This window comes from Modestobacter caceresii (assembly GCF_000761485.1).
Classification (GTDB): domain Bacteria; phylum Actinomycetota; class Actinomycetes; order Mycobacteriales; family Geodermatophilaceae; genus Modestobacter; species Modestobacter caceresii.
The window spans coordinates 125,237-145,369 of the sequence record NZ_JPMX01000003.1; the positions used below are offsets into that span (position 1 = coordinate 125,237).

Annotated in this window: 15 protein-coding genes; 8 read left to right on the forward strand and 7 right to left on the reverse strand. The window is 69.2% G+C overall.

The window, feature by feature from the left end:
- The first annotated feature begins 56 nt into the window (after positions 1–56).
- Complete coding sequence (locus IN07_RS01265; RefSeq protein WP_156118989.1) at positions 57–3,134, forward strand: hypothetical protein; 3,078 nt, start codon at positions 57–59, stop codon at positions 3,132–3,134.
- Positions 3,135–3,195: 61 nt separating this feature from the next.
- Here IN07_RS01265 and IN07_RS01270 read toward each other — a convergent pair whose 3' ends face one another.
- Positions 3,196–3,573, reverse strand: a complete 378-nt coding sequence (locus IN07_RS01270; RefSeq protein ID WP_036332749.1) for a hypothetical protein — start codon at positions 3,571–3,573, stop codon at positions 3,196–3,198.
- 408 nt (positions 3,574–3,981) lie between these two features.
- Between IN07_RS01270 and IN07_RS25040 the strand changes: the two genes are divergently transcribed.
- From IN07_RS25040 to IN07_RS01295, 5 genes are all read left to right on the forward strand, one after another.
- The gene (locus tag IN07_RS25040; RefSeq protein ID WP_036332751.1) at positions 3,982–4,503 is read left to right on the forward strand and encodes a hypothetical protein; all 522 of its coding nucleotides are present in this window, start codon (positions 3,982–3,984) and stop codon (positions 4,501–4,503) included.
- Positions 4,504–4,689: 186 nt separating this feature from the next.
- Positions 4,690–5,076, forward strand: a complete 387-nt coding sequence (locus IN07_RS01280) for a hypothetical protein (RefSeq protein ID WP_036332752.1) — start codon at positions 4,690–4,692, stop codon at positions 5,074–5,076.
- Between the two features lie 111 nt (positions 5,077–5,187).
- Entirely contained in the window at positions 5,188–5,565 is a 378-nt protein-coding gene (locus tag IN07_RS23680; RefSeq protein WP_052090472.1) for a hypothetical protein, read from the forward strand.
- Positions 5,562–6,890 carry a hypothetical protein gene (locus tag IN07_RS23685; RefSeq protein ID WP_052090474.1) on the forward strand — a complete coding sequence of 443 codons (1,329 nt, stop codon included), beginning with the start codon at positions 5,562–5,564 and terminating at the stop codon, positions 6,888–6,890. The genes IN07_RS23680 and IN07_RS23685 overlap by 4 nt, the downstream gene beginning before the upstream one ends.
- 242 nt (positions 6,891–7,132) lie before the next feature.
- A complete protein-coding gene (locus tag IN07_RS01295; protein WP_036332757.1) occupies positions 7,133–7,912 on the forward strand; it encodes a hypothetical protein in 780 nt (259 codons plus the stop codon).
- A gap of 327 nt (positions 7,913–8,239) precedes the next feature.
- Here IN07_RS01295 and IN07_RS01300 read toward each other — a convergent pair whose 3' ends face one another.
- The 4 genes from IN07_RS01300 to IN07_RS01315 all read right to left on the reverse strand — a co-directional run bounded on the left by IN07_RS01300 (position 8,240) and on the right by IN07_RS01315 (position 16,208).
- The gene (locus IN07_RS01300) at positions 8,240–11,314 is read right to left on the reverse strand and encodes a type I restriction endonuclease subunit R (protein WP_036332759.1); all 3,075 of its coding nucleotides are present in this window, start codon (positions 11,312–11,314) and stop codon (positions 8,240–8,242) included.
- On the reverse strand, positions 11,311–12,516 hold the full coding sequence (locus tag IN07_RS01305) for a restriction endonuclease subunit S (RefSeq protein ID WP_036332761.1): 1,206 nt from the start codon (positions 12,514–12,516) through the stop codon (positions 11,311–11,313). The genes IN07_RS01300 and IN07_RS01305 overlap by 4 nt, the downstream gene beginning before the upstream one ends.
- Positions 12,513–14,495 (reverse strand): type I restriction-modification system subunit M, encoded by a 1,983-nt coding sequence (locus tag IN07_RS01310; RefSeq protein ID WP_036332763.1) that lies wholly within the window; start codon positions 14,493–14,495, stop codon positions 12,513–12,515. The genes IN07_RS01305 and IN07_RS01310 overlap by 4 nt, the downstream gene beginning before the upstream one ends.
- A gap of 288 nt (positions 14,496–14,783) precedes the next feature.
- The gene (locus tag IN07_RS01315) at positions 14,784–16,208 is read right to left on the reverse strand and encodes an AAA family ATPase (RefSeq protein ID WP_052090476.1); all 1,425 of its coding nucleotides are present in this window, start codon (positions 16,206–16,208) and stop codon (positions 14,784–14,786) included.
- A gap of 265 nt (positions 16,209–16,473) precedes the next feature.
- Between IN07_RS01315 and IN07_RS01320 the strand changes: the two genes are divergently transcribed.
- On the forward strand, positions 16,474–17,181 hold the full coding sequence (locus IN07_RS01320) for a DUF6308 family protein (protein ID WP_036332766.1): 708 nt from the start codon (positions 16,474–16,476) through the stop codon (positions 17,179–17,181).
- Positions 17,182–17,665: 484 nt separating this feature from the next.
- On the opposite strand, the gene IN07_RS01325 is transcribed toward IN07_RS01320, so the two are convergent.
- Together IN07_RS01325 and IN07_RS01330 are read right to left on the reverse strand one after the other, a co-directional pair.
- Positions 17,666–17,956: a hypothetical protein gene (locus tag IN07_RS01325; protein ID WP_036332768.1), complete on the reverse strand. Its 291-nt coding sequence runs from the start codon at positions 17,954–17,956 to the stop codon at positions 17,666–17,668.
- The gene (locus tag IN07_RS01330) at positions 17,957–19,000 is read right to left on the reverse strand and encodes a hypothetical protein (RefSeq protein WP_036332770.1); all 1,044 of its coding nucleotides are present in this window, start codon (positions 18,998–19,000) and stop codon (positions 17,957–17,959) included.
- Between the two features lie 256 nt (positions 19,001–19,256).
- Between IN07_RS01330 and IN07_RS01335 the strand changes: the two genes are divergently transcribed.
- Positions 19,257–19,472, forward strand: a complete 216-nt coding sequence (locus tag IN07_RS01335) for a hypothetical protein (RefSeq protein ID WP_036332772.1) — start codon at positions 19,257–19,259, stop codon at positions 19,470–19,472.
- Positions 19,473–20,133 lie beyond the last annotated feature (661 nt).

The window sequence follows — 20,133 nt, forward strand, 5'->3', positions numbered from 1 at the left end:
GCCTTGCTGGACCTCGCGCGCACTGTGCAGCCCGCCGTCTCGACGAAGGAGGAACGATGGCAGGACTGGAGTCGCTGTACACGCCGCAGAAGGTCTACCGGCCGTTGGCCGATGTACTGGACGTCGCGCGTGACGCTGAGGAAGTGCACTACGACCGGTACAGCGTGCAGGACGGCAGCGGGATCGAGAGCCAGGTCGCGCGACACTGCGCCCTGTACCCGGACGACCCGGACGTCGCCGCCTACCGCGAACTGCCTTCCACGGCATTCGACAGCCCCTCCGCCGGGATCGCCTACGGCATCCGCTGGCTGAGCCTGGCCGACATCCATCACAGCCTGACCGACCGTCGGCCGGTCGTCGCCGTCGTGGTGATCGGCAGGACGGTGTTCTTCCGGGTCGAGCTGTCGGCGGTGGAGCGACAGATCCAGCGTGCCGACGGCGACTCGGAAAATGCTTTCACGGCGCTGGTCCTGGCGGTGACCAACCACCTGCGCGGGCTGCGGGTGAGCCGGTGGGCCGACGACGTCACGCGAGCGGCGCGCGAGAACGTCAACTGGGGTCTCATCATGCGCCGACACCACGAGCGCGGAATCTCCATGCGCCTGGGTGGGGTCGTCTACAACCTCGCGAAGAAGGGCGACCGGACCAGCCTCAAGCTGCTGGGCGCGGTGGGTTCTGAGGACGACCCCGAGCGCCGCAAGAAACTGCTCGGCGCCCGGTTGACGGCCATGCTGGCCGGCGGCGCGGCGCTGGCGGAGGACCAGATGCCCTATGGCTGGACCCTCGACAAAGACGGCCGCGGCCGTCCCCGCCGGGTCAAGGGGCAGGGCCTGGTCCCGGTCGCGGCGGTCGCCGATGCGACGGCGCTGGCCGAGGTCTACAGCCTGCACGCCGAGGGGGCTACCTATGAGTCGATCTGCACCAAGCTCGCGGAGCTCGAGAAGGACGGCGGCATCCGCCGGCGCAGCGGCCAGCGCTACGACCTGACCTTCACCGACGCCCTGGGCGATCGCATCCGGATGTACGACGCGGCACTCACCGTCTTCCAGGGCCACTGGCCCACCGGCGTGCCACGGCCGACGGCACCGAGCGAGGAGCAGGTGCTGGCGTACGAGGCCGGTACCGACCCGGCGCAGCTGTTCACCTACGAGCAGCGGCTGGTCATCGCCCGGCCGGAGCTGGTGCGCACCGGCGTGCTGCTGCGCGCGATCGTCAACGACATACGCGAACGGGGGCTCGAACTCGCCGGACTGACCCCTCGCTACGCCGATGACTACGACGAGACCGGCGTCTTCTACGTCGAGGCTCGCTGGCCCTGGCCGGTCGACCCGAGCACCGGCGCGGAGCTGATCCGCTTCGGTATCCCGGACGAGACGTTGCGTCTGGCCGGAGGGCGGCTGCTGCGCTCGCTGCGTGCGCCCCGGAAGCGCACCGGTGGCCAGGCACACGTCAGTCGCCCGGAGCGGCGGGTACTGCAGGGCTTCGGCGCCTGGCTGCTGTCGGACGATGCGGAGGCGACTCTCATCGCCCGAGCGAACAACAACGGCCGCGCCAACCTCGTGCTCCTCGTCCGGGCCGAGGGGGACGGACGGCCCCGGCCCGGCGCGACGCACCGGCGTGGGTGGACCGAGCAGCTCAGCGACCCAAAGAAGTCCGTCGCCGGGACCCTGAACCTCGACATCCTGTGCGGCGACGTCGCACATCGCATCACCGAGGCCGTTGCCGCGCAGATCGACCCGGCGATCCTCGCCCCGGTGCGTGCTGTGCTGCACGTCGACCTGGCCGAGCAGACCCAGCGGCTGCGGTCTGGACTGCTGGCCCGGGCGCAGGCGGCCGACGACGCGGCGGAGAAGGCGGAGAAGGCCGCCCGCGGTGCCCGGACCACCGCTTCGCTTGCGGCGGAGGACGGTGACATGGAGGAGGCCCGGGCGTACCGCCGGGACGCGGCCCGCCACACCGAGCGGGCACGCAGGTCTCGCCAGGAGGCCGAGAGGCTGCGGGAGCAGGCGGCCGCCCTCCACGAGCAGCTGCCCGACGACGAGCGGAACGTCGAGACAAACCTGTCCACAATCGCCTATCTCGTCGCGGGTCTGCGGCGCGCGGCCACCAACAACGGCATCGGCCTCGCCGTCCTCGGCGAGCTCGCCGACAAGCAGCTTCACGGCTGGCGTGCGTGGCCCGAGCAGGACAACCAGGGCCGCTGGATCGACTACGAGGTGACGCTCCGGGTGCCGGTGCTACCCCAGGGGCACGTCGAGTTGCCGGTCCGCGGGCGGGTACGCGACGTGCGGCCCCGTGGCGACAGCGCCGGCAATCGTCGCGCCGGCAAGTCCGGCGGTCGGGCCGGCACCGCCGAGGCCGTCTTCGCGAAGGGAATGCCGGTCGATGACCTGGTCACCGACGACCTCAGTCGCAAGACGTTGTTCACCAAGCACGTCATGCCCTGGCTGACCGAGCACGGCGTGACTGCCCGCGGCGCCAAGTGCTCGCTCGTCGATCACCCGCTCCCCGCGGTCCGCCAGGTGCTGTACGCCCAGCTGACCGGGACAACCCTCCCCCAGCTGGCTGCCTACTCCGCCGGCTGGCGGGCCCACGTGGCGGCGACCTACCTCGACGCCGGGCTGCAGTGGCACAACGCTGCCTGTCCCGACGACACCACCCTCGTCCGGCAGCTCGTCGCCACCCTCGGGCAGCCGGCCCCCTACACCTGCGGCATGGGGCTGGACATCGCGGCGATCACGCGGCACTGCGCCGTCTCCCCCGACGCCATCCGCGAGTTCGTCGTGCCCACCAAGCGCCAGGGGCTCAGCTTCGACCGGCCGCAGTACCTGGCCTACGCGGACCGTCGCAAGAAGCGCGTCCGGATCATCGCCTGTCCCCACGGGTGCCGGCGCGGCCGGTGCGACGTCGTCGTCCTGCTGCCCGAGGTCGCCACCAGCGGCTACGGCGTCCTCTGCAGCACCTGCTGGCGCGCTCCCAACGTCACCGACACGAAGTGGGCGGCGATCGTCTTCCCGCCGGCCTACGCCGCCCCGGTCACCCGGGTGGCGGCGAGGGGGTCGCTCCGGTCGGTCGCGCAGACGGTGCTGGCGGCACCGGCGGTTCCCCTGGCGATCGCCTCGACCGCAGGCTGAAACCCGTCGCGCCCAGTCCAGGCTGCACCAGGACAGGGCGGTGGGCAGGAGGGCGATGAGGTCAGGCCAGCGCGGACGCTGGAAGTCCGTCGCGCTTGAGGTCGGCCAACGTCACTCCGAGCGGGTCGCGAAAGTCCAACTGGTCTCGGTTCATCAGGTGGGCCAGGGTGAGGGGTACGCCGACGTAGCCGCACCGCGGAGCGTCATCCCACGTCGGGTCAATCACCCGTCCGGCAGCGTCGACCGCCCAGGCGTGCTCGACTGCGAGTTCCAGGGACGCTGGGAGAGCGAATCCCTCGCAGTAGGTCAGCTGGTCCGCTGTTCCCAGGCTCTCCACGACCGCGTGGAACGCGTTGTTGTAGCACTGCCTCATCGGGCCGAGCTCGTGGCCGACGGGAATGCGCACCTTGGTGAAGCGGCGGCCGTAGGCCAGGACCACCGATTCGAGACTGGCGAATCGCTGGCGCGGGGACCGCTGCCCCTCATAGCGCGCCGCTTGGGCGGTCAGTGTGTTGACCAGAGTGGCCGAGCCTGCTCGGACGGAGTGAATGCGCCCCGGGCGAGGCGAACGGGGTGGGCGCGAGGTCACGGTGGTTTGCGTCATGCGGGGACCGGTCCGGCCGTGCGGACTCCCGTCAAGCAGGTAAACCACGGGTCCCTCTGAAGGGGTAGCCGCCAGCGGACGTCGCCGGGCCGTCGTGGGCGTCAATGCCACGGCAGCGGACGGCATCCTCCGGGGCAGCGCCCCGCGGAAGGCGGTGTTCTACGTCACTCGAGACCTACTGGCGTCGTCCTCCGACGAGCGCACTGTCCGGGCCGTCCGCACCCCACACCCCAGGAGAGACCCGTGACAGACCGAATCACCATCCTCGAGGCCATCCACACGCGGCTGGCCGACGCCGCTCTCGGCGGCACACTCGTCGTCGACGACCCGCTCTGGGTCGGCGTGCTCACGAGCATGGCCCCCGACCCCGAGACCATCCGCCGCGGAAACCGCTGGGTGGAGAGCCGACACGAGCGACTCGAGGGAGGTCGGGCCCTCTTCGCCGTCATCTCTCGCGATGGGGACGGCCAGTCCCGGGTGACTGCCCACAGTGACGCTTGGACGATGGGTTCCGAGCTACGCCGCATCGCCGAGGACATCCTCGGCCGGCCGCGAGGCGTGCGCATCCAGAGGATGAACGCCCTCGAACTGCTGCACCGAACCGTCGTCAACGATAACGGTGCTGTTTTCCACGTGGGCGGCCTGTACCTGAACGCCCGCAACGGGCGCATCGTCATCGACCTGCTCGAGTTGGACGACGAGGACAACCCCATCCCCGGCACGGAGTGCGGCCTCGAGACTCTCGAGGGCTGGCACGTGCACTGAGGTATGTCGCTTCCCGAAGCCTCCGCTGGCGCTGCCGCCTGTGGAGGCTCTCGGCTTCGGGAACCACCCGCATACGCAATCCCCATGACGAATGCAGCAAGGGACCGCGACGGCAGTGTCCTCCCGCGGTGCTGGTGAGCCCCGTCCCCGCCGGCGGGTCGTCGGCCGCGCCCGTGGGGGCTCCCTGTGCTCTTCATTCCCATCGACGCCCGGGGCGCGCACGTCATGGTCTGCGACGACGTGTGCCTGAACGCCGTGCGTGATCAGCTGCCCGCCGAGGGCCCGCTGGCACTGACGACGACCGTGGTGTGTGCGACTTGCCTCGCCTGCTCGCTCACCGTCGAGGGCACCCACTGTCCGTGCAGCCGGCTGGAGGTCAGTTGCTCGAGGCCGTCGTGGCTGCTCTGCACCCAGGCCCGGACTGCGTTGGACACGATTTACGAAACCTGCGGCCCGACGACCCTCACCGATGCCGACTGGCAGCAGCTGCTCGGTTGGGCCGAGGAGGTGTGGAACGGCGGCCTGGTGGGCCTGCTGTGGGCGCGCGAACACCAGCCTGACGCGGGTCAGTGACTGCCCTTGCGTCAGCCATCGGCGCCGCAACTGTGCCCCGTGGTGGACGAGAGCCACCCCGCGGGACTTGCGGGGGGCTGTCCTCCGCGCCGCGCGACCCATGGGGGTCACGTGTCATCACAACCCATCAACCTGCGCCCGCTGCCTGGGCGGCGCACCGCCGATCTGGCGCACCGCCGCCGTGACCTGCACCGCCTGCTCACCCTTCGGTGGGCACTGGGCGGTCGGCTGATCACCGCACAGGCGCACGGCGGGGCCGACGACCACGCCGAGCTGGCCGACACTGTCGCCGCCCTCGAGGACGCTCTGGACTCCAGGCATCCGCTGATGTGGCACGCCATCGAGGCGGATCTGCATCTGGCGCTGCTGGACGCCGAGCACCCCGGTGACCGGTCCACACCGACAGCCGACTGCCTGGTCTGCCGGCGGCTCGCCGACGGCCTGCCGAACTCGATCAGGCAGCTGGTCGGCCTGGGGATGGCGCGATGACCGCCATCCCCGCACAGCGCGACCATCGGGTCGACCCCGTCAGCGTCACCGATGACGCTGTCGAGATCTCGCGGATCCGGGTCACCCACCCGGAAACGGTCGCGATCGCCCGGCGCGAACTCGCCGAGCACGGGCCGTCCGCACTGGCCGACACCGTCGCCACCGCCGTCGTCGTCGGCATGGTCGCCACCGGACTGCAGCGCAGCACCGGTGACACCACCGCCGCAATGCAGCGAGTCCTCGCCGGCTTCGACGAGGCTATGCAGGCGCGCGCGGCGAGCACCGTTGCCCAGCTGGACGGGCTGCTCGGGCGGATCGACACCACCGAGCAGGCCACCCGTGAGGCGGCCACCGCAGCTCTGGCCGGGCTCCCCCTCCAGATCGAACGCGGGTTGACCACCGCACTGGCTGGCGGGGCGAACGACGTCCAAGAGGCCGTCCGTAAGGCCGCCGCCACGGCTCAGGCCGAGGCCGTCACCGCCCTGGAACGGGTGGTGGCCCTGCACAGCGAGCAGGTGCGCGCGGTCGTCTCCACGGAGAACCCCGGTTCACCGATCGCCGCCCTTCGCCGTGACCTCACCGCCACGATGGAGGGCACAAGACGCGAACTCACCGAGGGACTCGCCACGGTGCGCGCTCTCGTCCAGGCCCAACAGGCCGGACACGCCGCCGCCCAGAAGAACTCGAACACCGTCGGCAAGGACTGGGAGGACGCCGTCGCCGAGGCGGTGGCCGGATGGAGCCAGGCCAGCGGCGACGTCGTCGAGCATGTCGGGACCCGGCCTGCTCCCGGGTCCAGCACCCGCAAGACCGGGGACGTCCTCATTCGCGTCATGACCGGCACCCACCCGGTAGTGATCGTGGAGGCCAAACGGCGGCAGAAGGCCCTGACGATGCGGCAGTACCGCGACGAGCTCGCCGAAGCACGACGGATCCGCCGTGCCCATGCGGCCTTGGCCGTCGTCCCTACGCCGGAGGGCGTACCGGGGCCTGGGCGCTGGGCCCGCGTCGACGCGAACTCGTGGGTGGTGGCCGCCGACGACTACGGCCTGCTCAACCTCGTGCTGGCGGTCGTCCGGGAGCTGGCGCTCCTCTCGGCTGCGGCTGACGACGGCGAGAGCGCCGTGAACGCTGGCCAGGCGAAGACCGCAGTTGGTCACGCGCTCGACCTGTTGTCCCGGTTCGATGACGTCACCAAGCACGTGTCAACCGCGGAAGGCGCCCTCGCGAAGGTGAGGAGCACGGCCGATGGCCTCCGGGCCTCCCTCCTGACCCAAATGCAGGAGGCGACCCGGGCGCTGCGACCCGGAACGACCGAGGCATGAACACCGCTGGGGGGAGGAGCATCACGCTCCTCCCCCCAGCCCATCTGCAGCTGTGTCAACGCGACCTTCACTCGTTCGGGTCAGGACGTGGGCAATCCCCATGTCGCCCCTGCCGGGCCTCGCACGGTCCCCGCTCGTCAAGCCCAACCCACGAGTGGAGGACACATGAAGATGCGTGAAACGGACCGGGGCCCCCTGCCCGCGGTCGCCGAAGTCACCACCGGCGATGAGGCGGCCGTCCAGTGAGTGCCCTGTCCGCCGCCCTCGAGCACGCCGTCCGTGGAGCCCGGCGCCTGAAGGAGGCGCAAGTTCGAGACACCCACGACCCCACGCGTGGGGCTACCGACATCTCGCCGGTGATTCAGGGCTGGCGGGGGGCGCAGCCCGTCGTCCTGCTGGCGCCGGCACGGGTGAACCGCGACGACGCTCTGTACGCCGCGCGACTGGCCGCCGTCGGCTTCGGTTGCGACATCCTGTCGTTCACCGTCGAGGGCTGGCAGGCCGCCGACCCTGAGCGCAACCCGACAACCGGGAAGCTCTGGGGACCCGGGGAGATGCAGCGCGCAGTCGAGGAAGAAGGCGCGCTCGAGGCCGGCTGGATTACCGAGGCCCTGACGACCAACGTCGTCAATCGCGCCGGCGACGTGCTCGGCGCGGTCCTCCCCTACCGGGTCGACCCGCGGGTGTCTGCGCTGGACATCACCTCCTACGGCCTCGAGTGGGGTCAGCAGCCGGACCTGGCGCAGGAGGCCGAATGGGGCGGCCTGGTCGTCGACCACCTGGTCGACTTCATGAACGAGCCACCGGTGGATGCGCTCATGGCTCAGGCCGACCTGCCGCCGGCCGATTCGTTCCGTCTGTCCGACGAAGAGGCACGGGCACACATCGACTGCGCCGTCGTGAAGACCCTGCGCCGCTCCGGATTCGAGGGCGCAGTCATGCTGCAGGCCGACTCCCCCGTGCGGGCTTCGGTCATCGAGCGTTCGCTCGTCGGCTACAGCGGCATACCCAGTCCGTGGTGACCAGCGAACAGTCCTGGGCCTTCCTGGACTGACACTCCTCACGCCCTCCACCGACGTCCGACTCTCGACCGACAGCCCCTTGACGGTCGTTGAGGACTCGGGACTCCGGACGTTCACAGACGTCGGTGGCACGACCCGCCCCAACCAGCCTCGCGGGCACAACCGGTTTCACACTCCCCGAGGCGCCCACGGCTGGCGGCCACCGACCTGCTCAGCCCCCGGGCTCTACCGGTTCCCGGAGGCTTTCGAAGTAGACGAGCCACCGACTGTCTTCTCGCTCGAACTGCAACGGTTATCCGCGGTGCCGCTGGTGCGCGCCCGCGTGCATCAGGCGGTTTCTGCCTCCCCGGTGAGGCGTCGGTAGACGCGTCGACGCAGGTAGTTCTTGATCAGCCCGTTGAAATCCTGATCGTCCATCAGGCGACGGAAGAGGTCTTCGTTGGCGGTCTGTCGATCGATGATTGCGCCCTCGAAGGTCTTCTCGAAGCCGTAGGAGAAGTTCTCCTCCGTGTTGGCTTGGGCCTGCGCCGCCAGCTCGCTGTCTTCGGTGAGGGCCTGCTCCAGTTGGTCGAAGTACAGCTGGTCAGCCTGGGTCAGGTTGGTGCCGAACCGCTCGTTCAGGGTGTCAATGATCTTGGACAGGCGCGCCTTCTCGGCCTCGTGCTGCCGGCCGGTGCCCTCACCGGTGAACCCGGGGAGCATCTGGTCGCCGCTGCCCCCGCCGAGGGACACGTCATGCAGGCCGGTGGCCTCGATCCGCAGGTGAGACAGGCGGACGTCGTCGCCGAGGTCGACGGTGGGTTCCGGTCGGCCGGGCAGGCGCAGCAGCAGGTAGCGGGCGTAGAGGTAGAGCCGTTCGAGGTCCGGGTCGCCGTAGGACAGCACCTGGGCCAAGAAGGCGTAGGCACGCGTGTAGCCGGTCAGCAGTCGCCGGAACTCGTCCTGGTCGTCGACCGACAGCTCCTTGAACCGCGCCACGGCTGGGCCCAGGTGGGCATACAGGGATGCGTGCGTGCCGGTGCCGGTGCCGGTGCCGGTCCCGGTCAGCGCCGCGACGAACGCGTCGGCGTCGGCCTCGGCGATTACGGCGTAGCCGTCGATCTCATCGGCGTAGGCGTACAGCAGGTGGTCGTCGGTGGGCTCGGCGATGGTCGTCTCGTAGAACGGCTTGAACTGCTCACCGATGTCCTCGGCAGTGTTGACGAAGTCGAGCACGAACGTGTCGACCTTGCCCGGCGCGGTGCGGTTGAGCCGGGACAGCGTCTGCACCGCCTTGACGCCATCGAGCTTGCGGTCGACGTACATCGTGTGCAGAAGTGGCTGGTCATAGCCCGTCTGGTACTTCTCGGCCACGACGAGCACTTGATAGTCGTCGGAGTCTAACCGCTCGGGCAGCTCCCTCTCGGAGAAGCCATTCATCCCGGCCTCGGTGTAGACGACGTCGGCGCCGACGGTCTCCGCGTCTATGACCTTTCCGGAGAACGCGACCAGCGCGTGCAGGTCGGCGTAGCCCTTACGAGCCAGGTAGGCGTCGATCGCCTGCTTGTACCGAACGGCGTGCAACCGGGAGCGGGTGACGACCATCGCCTTCGCCTTGCCACCGATCTTGGCCGCGGTGTGCCGGCGGAAGTGCTCGACGATGATCTCGGCCTTCTGCGCGAGGTTCGTCGGGTGTAGCGAGACGAACCTCGCCAGCGCGGCGGCGGCCTTCCCCTTGTCGACCTCGGGGTCGTCGACCGCGGCGTTGGCCAGCTTCCAGTATGTCTTGTAGGTCATGTAGTTGCGGAGAACGTCGAGGATGAAGCCCTCCTCGATCGCCTGGCGCATCGAGTACAGGTGGAACGGCCGCAGCTGCGCACCGCCGGGGCCGTCGACGCGGGTGCCGAACAACTCCAGCGTCTTGCCCTTCGGGGTGGCGGTGAACGCGAAGTACGACAGATTGGCTTGCCGGCCGCGGGCGCTCAGCGACGCAACCAGGGCCTCCTGCGGGTCGTTAGCCTTCTCGAGTGCGGCGTCGAATGCCTCCGCCGCCGACAGGACCACGTCGCTCAGCTCGTCGTCGGCGGCGCCAACCGCGCCGGCGCCGAGGACGGCCTTGAGCGCCTTCGCCGTCTCGCCGGTCTGCGAGGAGTGGGCCTCGTCGACGAGGATCGCGTAGTTTGCGTCGGTGAGTCCGGCGACCTGGTCGAGGACGAACGGGAACTTCTGCAGCGTGGTGATGATGATCTGCGCGGTGCCACCAGCCAGCGCCTCGGCCAGCTGCGAAGAGCGCTTGTCGATCCGGGCAACCACGCCGGGGGTGTGGTCGAACTGGAAGATCGTGTCCTGCAGCTGCTTGTCCAGCACCACCCGGTCGGTGATGACGATGACCTTGCTGAACACCTTGCGATTATCCGCGGTGTGCAGGCTCATCAGCCGGTGCGCCAGCCAGGCAATGGTGTTCGACTTGCCCGACCCGGCGGAGTGCTCGACCAAGTAGTTGTGCCCGGCGCCGTGCTCGCGGGCGTGCGCGATCAGTGCCAGGACGGCGTCCCACTGGTGGTAGCGGGGGAAGATGATCTCCCGCTGGGACGGCTTGGCCTTCGCCGCGCGCTTGGCCCCGCCCTTTGCGGGTGCGGCGTGCACGAACCGGGCCAGCAGGTCCATCCATGCGGCGCGGGCCCACACCCGCTCCCACAGGTAAGCCGTGGCGTACCCGTCGGCCGGCTGAGGGTTGCCGGCGCCGCCGGGCAGGGCCGGCCCGCCGCTGCCCTGGTTGAACGGCAGGAACCGGGTTTTCGGTCCGGCCAGCCGAGTGGTGAGGAAGACCAGGTCCGGGTCGACGGCGAAGTGCGCGACCGCCCGCCTGCTAAGCAGCCGATCGTGCGGGTCTCGGTCGCGGCGGTACTGCTCCTTCGCGTCCTCGACGTCCTGCCCGGTCAGTGGGTTCTTCAGCTCCGCGGTCGCGGTGGGGACGCCGTTGACGAACAGCGTCACGTCGAGGGTGTTGTGATGGTCGGGACTGTAGGGCAGCTGGCGGGTGACGGTGAGCCGGTTGGCGGCGTAGGCCGTGGTCGTGGCCTCGGTCAGCGCGTGCGCCGGCGCGAAGAACGCTAACCAGATGGTCTGCCCCTTGACCTTGACCCCGCGGCGCAGCACGTCGACGGTGCCGCGGTGGTCCAGCTCGTCGGCGACCAGCCGGGCGAACTCGCGCTGCGCCAGGTTCGGGTCGCCGCCATAGCGGGCCACCACCGCGTTCCAGGTCTTGACTTGGGTGGCCCCGATGAACACGAACAGCTCCGCGGTGTCCAGCGCGAGCTTGCGGTCGTAGTTGCCGACATCCCCGCGGCCCCAGCCGACTTTGAGGAGATGGTCCTCGACGGCGTCCTCGAACCGACGCTCGGTGTGCACCCCGGCACTCATGCTGCCTCCCTCGTGACATCCATCCGGCCGGTCACGGCCGTGGTGATCAGTGCTTGCCGACGCTCTTCTAGCAGCTGCAGTTGGTCATTGACGGCTTCGCGGAGTTCGTCGAGCAGGGCGTGCTGCTGCTGCACGGCCCGCACCGCCGCCTCCTGCTCAGCGCGCGGCGGCATAGGGATGACGATCTGCTTCATCGCCTCAACGTTGAAGTGGGCCTGCCCTGACCCGACCGAGTGCCTGGCGATGTGCTGGCGCGTGATGTCTGCGTTGATGACGAGCTGCAAGTAGTCCGGCGAGAGCTGACGACCGGGCCGGATGAGGACAAGGTCGATGCAGTTGGCTCCGTCGTATCGCTCGGGGACGACCGCCGCAGCACCAGTTCCCGCGCCCGTGCGCACCACAACGACGTCGCCCTCCCGCAGCGCGGACTTGGCGTGCAGCCCGTGTCCCTCGGTACTGATCTGGATCACCTCGTCATCGACGAGTCGTCCCGGCCGGACGTTCGCGCTGCGGAGCGCGGGCACGCCCCCGCTCTGCACGTAGTAGGCGCTGGGGGTCACGACGATCCCGACGGTCACCCGGGCGAGGTACTTCAGCGGGCGCATGGTGGCAGTCGGGTGCAGACGTTCCAGGGCCTCGGTGACCGTCGCCTGCCTGCGCTCGCCGATCAGCCGGGCCAGCCCCAGCAGCTGGTCTCGCATCTCGTCAAGCACCGCAGTCTCCGCGTCGAGCGCAGCCGCGATCGCGCGCTGCTGCGGCAGCTGCGGCAGATCGACGTGGAAGTCACCCAGCTCGGAGGCGTTGATCGCGGGGTAGCTGACCCCCACTGAACGCGCCACTACCTCCTGCACGAACGGTTCAGAGCGGCAGAGGTAGAACAGGTAGCCGGGATCCACGCGAGCGGTCGGCGTCAGCACGGCGAAGCCGGTAGAGAAGACGACGGGGTCCTCCACAGTCGGCACGCGGGCGATGGCGCGCAGATACGTGCGCACCGTCGAGACGATGACGTCACCGGGCGCAGCGAGGCGACGCGCCCGGCTTGGAGCCGCGTCGAAGGTGACCTTGTTGTCCGGCAGGCTGATCTTGCCGTCCGGGTTGACGCAGGAGATGTCGATGTAGCGGAACGCAAAGTCCGACGCAGAGCTGTCAGGCAGCGCTCGCTGGTTGATGGCGACGATGTCCTTGAGCCGTACGGCTGTCATCGAGCGACTCTGCTGAGTAGGCGCTGGATTTTCTCCTCGGCCAGGCGAAGGTCGGCGTCGATCTCGGTCACAGGACGCGGCTCCACGTACCTGAAGAAGTGGCGCGTGAACGGGATCTCATAGCCGATCTTGGTCTTGCTGAGGTCAGCCCAGGCGTCGGGTGCGTGAGGGGTGACCTCGCGCTGCAGGTAGCCGGCGATGGAGTCGGATAGCGGCACGTTCTCGTAGTCACGGGCGTCTGGATCCGCCAGCGGGTTGCCCTTGCGGTCGGTGACGATTGGGGCGTCGGGATCGCTGACCGCGAGGGAGTCCACGACCGTCTTCGTCAGCGCTGGACTCAGGCCGACAGCCTGGGCGGCAGCTGCCTTCTTCAGCTGCTTCTCCACGTCGGCCCTGTCGATACCGGCGAGCCCGCTGAGGGACTCGAGAGCACGCTGCAACCGCGTCTGGTCGACCGGCGCGTTGGCGTCGTCGACAGGGAGCTTCGTGACCGGTCGGCTCGCCAGTGCCGCAGCGACGGTGACCTCGCTCACCTCGTAGCGCAGTCGGAGTGGCTGGTCGACGGTGATGCGCTGGTAGCCGAAGTCGGTGGCTTCGAAGACCTTGACGTGCGGGTCGCCGTCAGCGAGCGGCAGCGCGTCGGTGAACCAGCGGGTGATGGTGGCGACCTGTTCCTCGCTGATTGCCTTGCGCTTCTCGCCGAGGCTCTTGGGCATCTTCACCCACTGGTCACGGGCGTCGATGAGGACGACCTTGCCGACACGGTCGTCGGGTTTGCGATTGCTCAGCACCCACACGTAAGTGGTGATGGGGGTGTTGTAGAACAGCTGGTCGGGCAGGCCGACGATGGCCTCCAGCCAGTCGTTCTCGAGGATCCAGCGGCGAATGTCGCTCTCGCCGGAGCCGGCGGCGCCGGTGAACAGCGGGCTGCCGTTGAAGACGATGGCCAGCCGCGAGCCGCCGGCCTCGACCGGCTTCATCTTGCTGATCATGTGCTGCAAGAACAGCAGCGAGCCGTCGTTGATGCGCGGAAGGCCAGCGCCGAATCGACCGCGCAACATCTTGGTCTCGTGCTCGTCGCGGACGGCCTTCTCGATCTTCTTCCACTCCACACCGAAGGGCGGGTTGGCGAGCATGTAGTCGAACCGGCCGTCGGGCTCGCCGTCTGCGGTGAAGCTGTTGCCGAAGTGAATGTGGGTCGGGTCCTGGCCCTTGAGCATCATGTCCGAGCGGCAGATCGCCCAGGTCTCGGCGTTGAGCTCCTGACCGAACACCTCCAGGCGGGCGTCCGGATTCAGTTCCCGCAGGTATGCCTCGGCGACCGAGAGCATGCCGCCGGTGCCGCACGCTGGGTCGTAGAGGGTGCGCACGGCCCCGGGCACGGCAAGGGCATCTGAGTCCTCGGCGAAGACGAGGTTGACCATGAGCCGGATGACCTCGCGGGGGGTGAAGTGCTCACCGGCGGTCTCGTTCGACTGCTCTGAGAACCGCCGGATGAGCTCCTCGAAGAGGTAGCCCATCGCCAGGTTGCTGACTGCGTCCGGGTGCAGGTCGACGTCGGCGAACCGGGCGACGACCTGGTACAGCAGGCCAGCCTCGTCCAAGCGCTTGATCTGGTCGTCGAAGCCGAAGCGGGTGATCGCCTCGAGGGAGCCCAGGGAGAACCCGGCGATGTAGGCCGTGAGGTTCGCGGCGACGTTCTCCGAGTCGTCGCGGAGCTTGCCGAAGGTGAGCGGGGAGACGTTGTAGAAGCTCTGCCCGGACGTCCGCCGCAGTACCGGGTCGACGTTGTCAATCCTTCCGGCGAGCGCGGCAGCCTTCGCGACGACGGCGTCCTTCGTCGGCTCCAGCACGCAGTCGAGCCGGCGCAGCACGGTCAGCGGCAGGATCACCTTGCCGTACTCGGACTGCTTGTAGTCGCCGCGGAGCAGATCAGCGATCGACCAGATGAAGCCGACCTTGTCCGCAAACCCCTCCACGGGCCCTCCCAACGGTTGCGCCTGGCCTCGCAGGCGGATGAGCTGAAGAACCATCTTCACCCGTCATCGTCACGCGACGTTGCAGCGTGGTCTCCTTGCGTTCCCGCGTCGCTGCCTCGCCCCTCGTCGCGAAGGCCCTCTTCATCCCCACCGCGGCTGACTCGACGCGTACGCCCGCAGCGGCGGACCAGGGCGCGCCCAGGTTGGTCAGCGAGATGGCCCGTCCTAACGGACACTCGCGAGGCTTCCAACCCGGGCGCAGCTTCCGGCGCCCCCGGCATCCGGGCCTCAGAACGGGTCTGTCGAGGCCCAACTGCCCGCGGCTGCACCGCCCCCGAACCCGCGACCCGAACTCATTGTTGTCGTTGGCTTCTGCGTACCGGCGACCTTGCGGCCGTCCTCTGTGGGGCGCCAGACCGCGGCGCCCACCCCGGGAGCGCCGCCACGCGTGCCGGCCTCTTCGTCGGCGAGGCCGGCCTTCACCAGCTGGCGAAGCCTCCGCCGCGCCTTCTCCACGTCATTCGCCTTCGGAGCGTCCACCGTCAAAGCCGCCGCGGCCGCCGCCGTCAGCGCTCCCTTCTGCACAAGCGCTTCGAGCATGTCGAACTGCTCCTGCACCTGAGAGACACCCGCCTCGTGGTCATGCACGACATTCAGCAGACCGACGTCGTCGTTCACGAGCTTGAGCATGGACAGTTCGACGACAAGGTCACCGGTCTTGCCCCAGAGGTTGACGATGCTGCCGTGGCCGGCGGTCAGCCACGTCGACCCGTAGATGTCGTCGACGCTCTTGGCCTTGTTCGCGTTGTCCGCATTCGCTTTCCGCGGATGGTGCAGGTCGCAGACCTGGATACCGGCGACCAGGCACATCTGGATGGCGGTGTTGTAGTTCGACCCGTGCTCGTCATCAGACAGCTTCGCGACGGCGTCCTTCAGCGAGTCGACGACGATGACGTCGCAGCTGAAGTGGCGTGCCAGGTCCCGCAGCAATGCGGGATGGCTCAGGAGTGGCGCCGGTAGAGGCCCCTTCCAGACGACCAAACGCTCGTCGACGACGGCGCGCTCCTTCTCGGTGCAGGTCGCGTAGAGCCGCTTCATGGCCCGCGCCGCCTGCCGCGGACGGTCCATAGCGAGATACAGCACCTTCTTGCGGGTCGGCGCGACCGCGAACCCGAGCACCTCGGGCTGCAGGCCGAGGAGCGCCTTCACCAGCTGCTGCGCCAGCGTCGTCTTCCCGGTGCCCTGCGGGCCGTGAATCATCACGGCCTCGCCCGCCGCCCACAGCGTCTGGTCGGTCGAACCCCAGATGGGCTCGAGCTCCGCGTCCGCGCCGAACAGGAACTCGCCCCCCTGCACAGCCCGGCTGAGGTCCAACCCGTCCAGGCCGCCGCCTTCCCGGCGAGCCTGCGTCTGCTCGGCGACTCGTGCCTGGGCCTCCAGGCGTGCCTTTAGCCTCCGCTCCTCGGTCTCGACCATCCGGGCGTACGGGTCGCTACCGGCTGCGGTCTCCTCCTGGTCGAGCAGACGGCGAGCCTCACGATTCGCCTTCTCCCGGACGAGCGCCTCGGCGAGCATCCAGTCGAAGTCCAGTGGGTCACGGGCCAGTCGGCGCGGCTCAACGTGCTGAGCAGCGCGTGTCTGATGGAGTTGAGTGAGCCCGCCGTCCTTGTCGCGGGCATCCCAGCCGGCCCACATGTCGTCAGGGGTGCTCACAGCAGCTCCAGTTCTGCCGCGAACCGGGGGACCAGAAGAGCCGGTCCAAGTGGTAGCCAGCAGGCGGCGACCGAGACCGTTCGAACAATCCGCGGGAACGCATGGGGCCCACCCGAAGGAGTGATCAGCGCCAGGGAAGAGCCCCCGGCTACCACCCCGGGGGCCCTTCGAGCGGTCGGAGCCCAACCGCCCGCCCCTGCCCCTGGGACTGTGCGGGCGAGCCAGCGCAGCGCAAGTAGCCTGCGGGGCCGTGGAGGCAGTGCGTGTGGGCGGGATCCGGGTGCCTCGGGTCGAGGCTTGCGACCACACCCGGCAGTACCTCACGGACGGGTCCGGATGGGGGCACCCGGCCTATGAGCGGTACGAGGCCCGTCGGGCGCTCGGGCCGCTGACGGACGCCGACCTGCTGGCGCCACCTCTGCTCAACGTCCAGCCCTTCGACCTGGGCGTCTACGAGAGCCTGCAGGCGGTCCGGCCGCAACTACAGGAGTCGCTCGACCAGATCCGGCCTGCGGCGTCGGTCTTCGATGCGACTGACAACGAGCGCGAGCACGTGCGCCGCATGTTCGCGCTGATCGACCGCCGCGGGATCCCCGGCGCGAAGGGTACGATCCTGTCGAAGGTTCTGCATCGCAAGCGGCCGGACCTCATCCCGCTGTGGGACGGCAACGTCGAGAAGGTCTACCAGTACGGCGAGACGCCACGGATCCCGCCGGTGAATGGCCGCTCCTGGGGTGAGTTCCACCTCGTCTTCTCCGACGCTGTCCGGGCAGACATCGAGGCGGACCCGGGGTTCTTCGAGGACGTCGCCGCGCTCGCAGTCGATCCGCCGATCTCGCTGCTCCGGGCGGTCGACGTCGTGGCCTGGTGGGCCGGAGACCCGAAGCGCTGGCATCGCTTCCGCGACTCCGGACCGAGGTCCAGTGCGGCGGTCGACAGCGGCACCGCGTCGATGGACGTGCCGCGGCTGTAGGCCAGAACGGGACTATCCGCGGTTCCATCCGGTAGTACGCAGGCGCCAGCTAGTGATGAGCGCCTCCTCCGCGGTGACGAGCTCCGCCTGGGGCAGTGGGCGGACCCAATGACGGACCCGGCGGCCGAGCGCATGCTCGGCCGCGATGAGATGTTGACGCGCTGGCGGGTGACACCAGCGTGCTTCGGGCGGCCGTATCGCTGGCCGCCGCGGGCGCCGCCCGAGCGAGGCAGGTACCCCTTCGTCACCATCCACAGGTGGCTGGTGAGCCCGACGTAGGCGACGTGCTGGACAGCACCGTCAGACATCGTGAAGGCGTACAGCCCTGGATCGTCCGGGACGTCGCTGAGCGTCGTCCAGGAGCACCCCATGCCGGTCGCGAGTGGAACCGGGTCGACCGCGAACCGCAGCTCGAGCGGGACGAACCCGAGTGCGCACAGCTCGGCGTCCGGGACCGGTGTCCCGGGCAGCGCCGCGGCCACCGTCACGTCGCGGGGGCGTCGTCAGGGGTGAGGTACCCGACCGCGCGCGCCAAGTTCCACCACGACTCCCCCATCCCTTCGAGGTCGTCGCGCACGGCGAGCAGCAGTTCACGCGCCTGCTGCACCGTCGCCTGCAGCGGGTCAACCCGGCGCCGTACGCGCAGGTGGGCGGTGGTGGTCAGCGCCGCCATCGCGCCGTTGAACCAGTCCTCTTCGACGGTCGCTGCATCGTGGGCTCGCGTCGGTCGGGCGACGTCGCCGGAGTCGATGACGAGCTCGTAGTCCCGCTTCACCTAGTGGATGGCATTTACGAGGTTCGGGAGGTGGTCGGGCCATCCGGGCTGCACGGCGGCGACACCCGGACCCGGGATGGACAAACCGACCTCCAAAGCGGGATTCAGGAAGTCGAAAAGCACGTAGAGGGCGAGGTTGCTGCCGAGCCGACCATGCCGCTGCGGCCACGCCTTCGGCCAGAACTGCGCGCCCAGCCAGCCACGCGTGCAGTCGGTCGGCTTGCTGGTGGAGGCGCCCAGGGGCAGCCACATGGATCGGCAGCCCGGCTGGGACCAGCCGATTTGGTCGCTGTCCAGGACTGCGGCGAGGTCCTCGACGAACGTGCGGACCTGCGGATAGACCCGGTCGCCGGCGACGCGCTGCGCTGCCGAGATGAGCCAGTAGTCCTCGGCCTGGAATCCGGTGAACACCCGGCGTACCCCCTTCTTCTCCATGTATCTGAGCAGGTCGTCGACGAGCGTGCGCTCATGGACGCGCAACTCGGGCAGACCGTCGAGTACCTCGGCGATCCGCCACCACGGCAGCCAACGGAACACATCCGCGCTCGTGCCCCGAGACAGACGGGTCACGTCGTGCGAAGCGCGCGCCAAGTCGATCGACGGCCGCTGTGGAGGTGCGGTGACTGCGGCGACCACCGGCGGCAGCAGGCGCTCACCGGCGGCCCACGCGCTGACCGCGGCGTACTGGACCGCAAGCTGGTGCAACGGCTGCCCGCTCGGCTCGTTCGGATCCAAGTACAGCCCGAACGGCGAGTGCAGCTTCGCCTCGAAGACCACCGGCTGACGCCCAACGACGACGATCACATCGGGCTCGATGACCTTTCCGGGCCACTTCGGCATTGGCACCTGTGGCCACAGCAGGATGCGTGCTGCCCGAGCCGCCTTCGCATCGGCGGGCAGGCCGATCGCCGCACAGAGCGCCGCGAGCGCCGCCCGTGGCAGGTGCCGCACGGCACCGAACACGGCGGAAGTGAGCAGGTCTTCGCTGCGGTCGGCCGTCTCGGGCCGGTCGGGATCGAACTTGCCGTGGAGCTCAGCGAGCATGCCCAGACCCGTGCCGACAGCTGACCGCCATGTGCGCCTGCCCCCGTGCTTCCCGATGACCGAATGCCGTCCTACCACGGCCAGCCGGCGGCGTCGGGTGGCGGCGCCGAAGCCCTCTGACGCCATCGTGCACCAGTCGGCGTGGTCTGCGAGGTACTGGAACTCCAGCGGAGCACCCTTGCGGAGTCGCTCACATGAGGCGGGAGCCCGGCGCGTCAGCTTCCGACCGCCGGAGCCGGCTCGCAGACTCAGGCGCATGAGTGGGCTCGCCGCATTCGAGGATGGGGTCGTTGAAGGGATGCAGCGGGCGCGCAGCATCGTCGAGGAGGAGTGGGATGAGGGCTCAGACCTTGATGACATGCTGGCGGTGCTGGACCGGGCGATCAGCCGGACTGAACTCGAGGTGCGCGCCCGGCGGGGCAGCGAGCGGCGGGAGGCAGCGGCGACCCAACAGGCCGAGGACGATGACTGACGTGAGTGTGCCGGCTGTGGCCTGAGCGCCGGATGGCTGACCCGCATCGGCCCGACTTGAAGAGCCGCCTGCGGCGGCCTGACCAAACGGCACTACTCCCCCAGGTCCTTCTCCCGACCGTCTTGACAGGACTCGCAGTCGCACGCCCATCCATCGAGGTCGGCGCACGCTCCGCAGTACACGCCAGCGGTAGCGGAGGAGGACGCCCTAGTCGTCGATGTGGGCGCACGACTCCCAAATACCGAGGTCGGTGTCATCGAGGATGAGTTCGCCGCTCTCGACGAGGGAGGGCGGCCAGGCGCAGCCCCACCACACCCACTTGCCTGCTGAGGTGACGCGAGTGCCCGTGGCCCGGGCAATCACGTGATCAGCCGCCGCTCAAAGTGAGGCGCGAGCTTCAGGTGTGACTCGTAGGAATCACGATGAATCGCCTCTCCGCTGGTCAGGCAATCACGCGCGCGATCACGGCAATCACGCAGGGTGGAATCACGCTCGGCCCCCCGTCTTACAAGGGGGCCAAGTGATTGCTCCTGGCAACCTGGCGTTTCAGCGATCGTCGTCCGCCACAACGACCGCTGCGGACGGCTCACGGGAAGCCGTCGACTAGTGGTTCCCGTCGTTGATTCGTCGAGGGTCAGGCGGCCTTCGGTTCGTGGGCGGC

Bases quoted from the DNA above. Each gene is read 5' to 3' on its own strand.
- IN07_RS01265 (WP_156118989.1), top strand. From the start codon at position 57: ATGGCAGGACTGGAGTCGCTGTACACGCCGCAGAAGGTCTACCGGCCG.
- IN07_RS23685 (WP_052090474.1), top strand. From the start codon at position 5,562: ATGACCGCCATCCCCGCACAGCGCGACCATCGGGTCGACCCCGTCAGC.
- IN07_RS01300 (WP_036332759.1), bottom strand. From the start codon at position 11,314: ATGAGTGCCGGGGTGCACACCGAGCGTCGGTTCGAGGACGCCGTCGAG.
- IN07_RS01305 (WP_036332761.1), bottom strand. From the start codon at position 12,516: ATGACAGCCGTACGGCTCAAGGACATCGTCGCCATCAACCAGCGAGCG.
- IN07_RS01330 (WP_036332770.1), bottom strand. From the start codon at position 19,000: ATGCTCGCTGAGCTCCACGGCAAGTTCGATCCCGACCGGCCCGAGACG.
- IN07_RS01335 (WP_036332772.1), top strand. From the start codon at position 19,257: ATGAGTGGGCTCGCCGCATTCGAGGATGGGGTCGTTGAAGGGATGCAG.